Source organism: Empedobacter sp. UBA2044 (assembly GCF_002333005.1).
GTDB lineage: Bacteria > Bacteroidota > Bacteroidia > Flavobacteriales > Weeksellaceae > Empedobacter > Empedobacter falsenii_B.
Window position 1 is genome coordinate 1 of the sequence record NZ_DDBA01000005.1, and the last position, 6,039, is coordinate 6,039.

General features: G+C 31.4%; 7 protein-coding genes. All 7 read left to right on the forward strand.

Translation table 11 applies throughout. From position 1 onward, the window contains the following. The first annotated feature begins 149 nt into the window (after positions 1-149). Positions 150-2,072, forward strand: coding sequence for a threonine--tRNA ligase (thrS, locus tag B4E59_RS00950; RefSeq protein ID WP_291047019.1), 1,923 nt, complete (start codon positions 150-152; stop codon positions 2,070-2,072). Between the two features lie 59 nt (positions 2,073-2,131). Then, a complete protein-coding gene (gene infC, locus B4E59_RS00955; RefSeq protein ID WP_236688239.1) occupies positions 2,132-2,641 on the forward strand; it encodes a translation initiation factor IF-3 in 510 nt (169 codons plus the stop codon). Positions 2,642-2,700: 59 nt separating this feature from the next. Next, positions 2,701-2,898 carry a 50S ribosomal protein L35 gene (rpmI, locus tag B4E59_RS00960; RefSeq protein ID WP_038337133.1) on the forward strand — a complete coding sequence of 66 codons (198 nt, stop codon included), beginning with the start codon at positions 2,701-2,703 and terminating at the stop codon, positions 2,896-2,898. 95 nt (positions 2,899-2,993) lie between these two features. Further along, positions 2,994-3,338 carry a 50S ribosomal protein L20 gene (gene rplT, locus B4E59_RS00965; RefSeq protein WP_038337134.1) on the forward strand — a complete coding sequence of 115 codons (345 nt, stop codon included), beginning with the start codon at positions 2,994-2,996 and terminating at the stop codon, positions 3,336-3,338. 134 nt (positions 3,339-3,472) lie between these two features. Beyond that, entirely contained in the window at positions 3,473-4,138 is a 666-nt protein-coding gene (locus B4E59_RS00970; protein WP_185144154.1) for a phosphatase PAP2 family protein, read from the forward strand. Continuing rightward, a complete protein-coding gene (locus B4E59_RS00975) occupies positions 4,122-4,904 on the forward strand; it encodes a nitrilase-related carbon-nitrogen hydrolase (protein ID WP_286496429.1) in 783 nt (260 codons plus the stop codon). The genes B4E59_RS00970 and B4E59_RS00975 overlap by 17 nt, the downstream gene beginning before the upstream one ends. Before the next feature lie 145 nt (positions 4,905-5,049). Further along, entirely contained in the window at positions 5,050-5,775 is a 726-nt protein-coding gene (locus B4E59_RS00980) for a hypothetical protein (protein WP_291050771.1), read from the forward strand. Positions 5,776-6,039: the final 264 nt, after the last annotated feature.

The following is a 6,039-nucleotide window of genomic DNA, read 5'->3' on the forward strand; positions in this document are numbered from 1 at the left end:
ATCTAAAGGAACTCGTTTCAGTATGACATCTAGTTAATATTTAAAATATTCTAAATAATCAATAATCAAACAAAATCAACCCTTTAAAAATTTCGTCAACTTACAGAAAATTCGTAATTTTGCATCCTAGTACAAATTCTAAAAGTAAGATGATAAACATTTCTCTTCCAGATGGAAGTGTAAGACAGTATGAGAGTGGCGTAACTCCTATGGACGTGGCGCTAAGCATTAGTGAAGGTTTAGCACGTAATGTAATTTCGGCTATAGTAAACGATCAACAAGTTGAAACAACAACCCCAATCACCACAGATGCAACGATCAAATTGTTAACCTGGAATGATGAAATGGGTAAAAAAGCTTTTTGGCATTCATCTGCTCACTTATTAGCGCAAGCTATTTTAGAGTTTTATCCAAATGCTAAATTAACTATTGGACCTGCGATTGACAAAGGTTTCTATTACGATGTTGATTTTGGTGAGGATAAATTTACAGAAGCTGATTTTGCGAAAGTAGAAAAAGCAATGTTAGAGAATGCAAAGAAAAAAGCTGAATTCAAATTATATTCAGTTTCAAAAGCAGAAGCATTAGAGACATACAAAGACAATGAATACAAAACAGAATTAATCTCTAATCTACAAGATGGAGATATTACATTCTGTACACACGATAATTTTACAGATTTATGTCGTGGTGGACACATTCCAAACACTGGAATTGTGAAAGCTGCAAAAATCTTGAATGTTGCGGGAGCTTATTGGCGTGGAGATGAGAAAAACAAGATGTTGACTCGTGTTTATGGTATTACATTCACAAAACAAAAAGATTTAACAGAATATCTTGAGTTATTAGAAGAAGCAAAAAAACGTGATCACCGTAAATTAGGGAAAGAATTAGGTTTATTTGCTTTCTCTGAAAAAGTTGGTGCAGGTTTACCACTTTGGTTACCAAAAGGAGCTGCTTTGAGAAGAAAATTAGAAAACTTCTTATTGAAAGAGCAACAAAAAATGGGTTACGAAATGGTAATTTCTCCACACATTGGTCAAAAAGAATTGTATGTAACTTCTGGTCACTATGCAAAATATGGTGCAGATAGTTTTCAGCCAATTAAAACGCCAAACGAAGGAGAAGAATTCTTGTTAAAACCAATGAACTGTCCACATCATTGTGAGATTTACAAAACATCTCAATGGTCGTACCGCGATTTACCAAAACGTTATGCAGAGTTTGGTACAGTTTATCGTTACGAACAATCAGGAGAATTACACGGTTTAACGCGTGTTCGTGGATTTACTCAAGATGATGCTCACTTATTCTGTACACCAGATCAATTATTAGAAGAATTCAAAAAAGTAATTGATTTAGTATTATATGTATTTACAAATCTTGGATTTGATAATTATTCGGCTCAAATCTCATTAAGAGATCCAGAGAATAAAGAAAAATACATCGGATCTGACGAAAACTGGGAAAAAGCTGAACAAGCAATTATCACAGCATCAGCAGAAAAAGGTTTACCAACAGTTGTAGAATATGGCGAAGCTGCATTCTATGGACCTAAGTTAGACTTTATGGTGAAAGATGCATTAGGACGTCAATGGCAATTAGGAACAATCCAAGTGGATTATAATTTACCAGATCGTTTTGATTTAACTTACACTGGAGCAGACAACGAAAAACACAGACCAGTAATGATTCACCGTGCGCCATTCGGCTCTATGGAACGTTTCATTGCCATTTTGTTAGAAAATACAGCAGGGAATTTACCACTTTGGTTAACACCAGATTTATTCACAATTTTACCAATTAGCGAAAAATATGTGGAATATGGAGAAAAAGTATTAAATTTGCTGGCCGAAGAAGAAATTAACGGACTGATTGACAGTAGAAACGAGAAAACTGGTAAAAAAATCCGTGATGCCGAAATCGGTAAAATTCCTTTCATGTTAATCATCGGTGAAAAAGAAGCAGAAAACGGTACAGTTTCTGTAAGAAGACACGGAGAAGGTGATTTAGGAGAGATGACGATTCAAGCGTTTATCGACTTCATGAAAGAACAAATCAAATTAAAATAATTTAAAACAGAATAACTATCGCAATTAGAAGAAAAGGCGGCAGAGGTCCAGCCAGAGTAATTAAGGAAGATCAACACAAGATCAATGATAAGATTGACGCGAAAGAAGTACGCGTTGTTGGAGAAGGTATAGAACCTGGTGTATATCCAATAGCTAAAGCTTTAGAACTTGCAGAAGAACAAGGTTTAGATTTGGTAATGATCAGTGAAAAAGCCATTCCACCTGTTTGTCGTGTCGTAGAGTACAAAAAATTCTTATACGAACAAAAGAAAAAAGAAAAAGAACTTAAAGCTAAACAGCAGAAAGTTGTCGTGAAAGAAATTCGTTTCGGTCCTCAAACAGATGATCATGATTACGAATTCAAAAGACGTCACGCAAGATCTTTCTTAGAAGAAGGTTCAAAATTGAAAGCGTATGTTTTCTTCAAAGGACGTTCTATTATCTTTAAAGATCAAGGAGAAATCTTATTGTTACGTTTAGCTCAAGAATTGGAAGATGTTGGAAAAGTAGAACAAATGCCAAAACTTGAAGGTAAAAGAATGATTATGATGATGGGACCTAAGAAATAATTAGGTTCTTATCATCTTACAAAAAATAAAAAACGTTTTAATTTTAAATATTTGTAATCATGCCAAAATTAAAAACAAAATCTGGAGCGAAAAAACGTTTCAAATTAACAGGAACAGGTAAAATTAAAAGAAAACACGCTTTTAAAAGCCACATCCTAACAAAAAAAGAGACTAAACAAAAGAGAAATTTAACTCAAACTGGTTTAGTTGATCAAGCTGATGTTCATTCAGTAAAACAACAATTAAGATTAAAATAAGAACGTGTTCTTATTTGGTTTATTAATTCATTATTAACCCTGTCGATGGGCCTTAAAGCAGAGCAATCTCGCCCACTACAAAAAAATTAAAAATTATGCCAAGATCAGTAAACGCAGTTGCGTCAAGAGCTAGAAGAAAAAGAGTTTTAAAACTTGCAAAAGGATATTACGGAAGAAGAAAAAACGTTTGGACTGTTGCTAAAAATGCAGTAGAAAAAGGTTTAGTATACGCTTACCGCGATAGACGTCAAAAGAAAAGAAATTTCCGTGCGTTATGGATTCAAAGAATTAACGCTGGAGCAAGATTACACGGATTGTCTTACTCTAAATTTATGGGAGCTATCCACAAAGCTGGAATTGAATTAAATCGTAAAGTTTTAGCTGACTTAGCGATGAACAATCCAGAAGCTTTCAAAGCAATCGTAGAAAAAGTAAAATAATTTTTTTAAACAATATTAAAACGTTTTAAAACTTGGCTATTTAGTCAAGTTTTTTTTTTGCTTAAATTTGAATGAATGTCATTCTAGACTTATTTGGAATCTCATCATAAATGTTATTTAAAAACCCAACTCAAATGAATCAACAAAAAGATTTATTTCTAAGAATTTGGCCATTTTTTGTCGTTTTTTTTATCTACAATTTTGCTGCAATTGCTATGACGCAATATTATGGTCGCGACGAATTACATCTGCATTTCAATCAATACAGCAATCATTATCTCGATAAACTCTTTGTTTTTTATACCGATTTCGGAACCTATTATTTATTTTTTATACTTCTTGGTTATCTATTTTGGAAAACAACTCGAAGATATTTTTATTATTTATTAGTTTCTGGAGCAGTTGCAACAACAATTAGTGTTTTCTTTAAGAATGTCTATTTCGAACAAGTTTTACGTCCTGGATATTATTTTACACAGAAAAAAATAGACATTATTCTAGTCAAAGATTATGCGATACAAATGGCTTCAACTTTTCCTTCAGGACATTCATTAACAGCTGCAATAATTTCGATGACTTTATGTTTATTAACCAAAAACAGATGGTTACAATTATTTTTTGCACTTCATTTTCCAAGTATCGCAATTAGTAGAATCTACTTATCGCGCCATTTTGCGATTGATACCGTTGGTGGTTCGTTTATTGGTTTTTTTATATTTATCTTTATGTATTACATCATCAACCAATCTAATAAACCAAAATTAGATCAAAAATTTATTAACAATGGAGATTCAAAATAAACTTAAAATATCATTAATACAATACGATATAATCTGGGAAGATGCAAAAGCTAATCACGCTTATTTAAATGAATTATTAGCCAATCATCAAACTGATATTATATTGTTACCAGAAATGTTTGCTTCGGGATTTTCGATGAATGTAGAAAAAATTGGTCAAAAACCTTTTGGAGAAACCTTCGAATGGATGCAACACAAAGCCAAAGAATTGAATTCTGTGATTGCTGGAAGCATTTCTACACATGAAAACGATAAATACTATAACCGATTTTATTTCATCTGTCCAAGCGGCTCTATTTATATTTACGATAAGAAACATTTGTTCAGTTACGGAAAAGAAGCTGGGGTATATTCTGCAGGAGATAAAATTGTAACGATAGATTATAAAGGATGGCAAATTCGTCCTATTGTTTGCTACGATTTACGATTTCCAGTTTGGATTCGCAATACTGAGGAAAATCCCTACGATTTGATACTTTGTAACGCTAGTTGGCCAAAAGCACGTCGAGAAGCTTGGATTTCACTCCTAAAAGCTCGAGCAATCGAAAATATGGCTTTTATTGCTGGTGTAAATAGAATTGGCGTAGATGGCTATAATCTCGAGTATCAAGGCGATTCGCATTTATTTGATACATTGGGACAAGATTTGGAAACAATTAACAATCATCCCGAAATTTTACAGTTCGAAATTGATAAAGAAGAACAAGATAAAACTCGAAAGCATTTCAATTTTCTAAATGATCGCGATTCATTTTATTTTGGATAAATACAAGCTCAACTTTGGTTGGGCTTTTTTTTGTATGTGTAATTCTTTTTTATTCATATATTTATGGATAATGAATATGAATGGATAACACTTGTAAAAGCATCTATGAAAGCTACTACAATTGATATTTCGATAATAATTAATTATGAAAAAGATATTTATATTTCTATTCTTTATATTATTGGTACTTTCTGCAACTTATACTTTATATTTAGTTCGTAAGACTTTTAATAATTATCAATTTGAATCTTATAATGAACTTTATTATAAAGTTCCACCTGTAAATAATGCACAATTTAAATCGTTAAAATCTTTTAATTCTCACTTGTTTTCAATTGTTGACGATAAAAACTTAAAGAATATTACAGTAAATTTCGATTCCAAATCAAATAAAGTAAGGCAAGTAAATTTAAATTACACATACAATCCTGAAACAATTGATGATAAAATAAAATCAATCATAAGGATATATAACTTAGGAGAAATTATCGAAATTAATAAAAGAATGATGAAAAAAATATTATTTTTTCGGAGTCCTGATGTATATAATTTTGAAAATACTAAATATGAAGAAATGTACTTTCCAGATGATTTCTTTATACATAAACCCATTGTAAATTATAATATAAAAGGAAATCCCATCGATTCAATTATAAATGATAGAATAAAGCTTTATGCTTTAAAAGGTATGGTTGAGCTAGATATTAACAATGATTATAAACCTGATTTATTAATTGAATCAAAAAACGAAAAATCTTATATGATTACTGGTTTTGTTGAGATAGACAAGAACCTATTTTTCCTATATTATTTAGATAATGATTCTATTAAAAAAATAAATGATCTATATAAATTAATAAATTTCAAATAATTTATAGTGCCTAACAAAAATTAATTTGGGCGTTCCCTTCGGTCGGACTATCCGTTCCAATCTTTTGTAGAAGAAGATTCAATTTCAAGTAAGAAAGTTCCAATTCCTACAAAAGGATTTTTACTACTATCCCTAACGCGGGTTATAAGTTCTGAGTTTTGAGTGATAAGTTATAAGACATAAGACTTAAAGGAATAGGAATAGAAGTTAAACTATCCCCTTGAGGAGATTATAGGGCTGTTTTCGAGTTATGAGTTGTAAGTT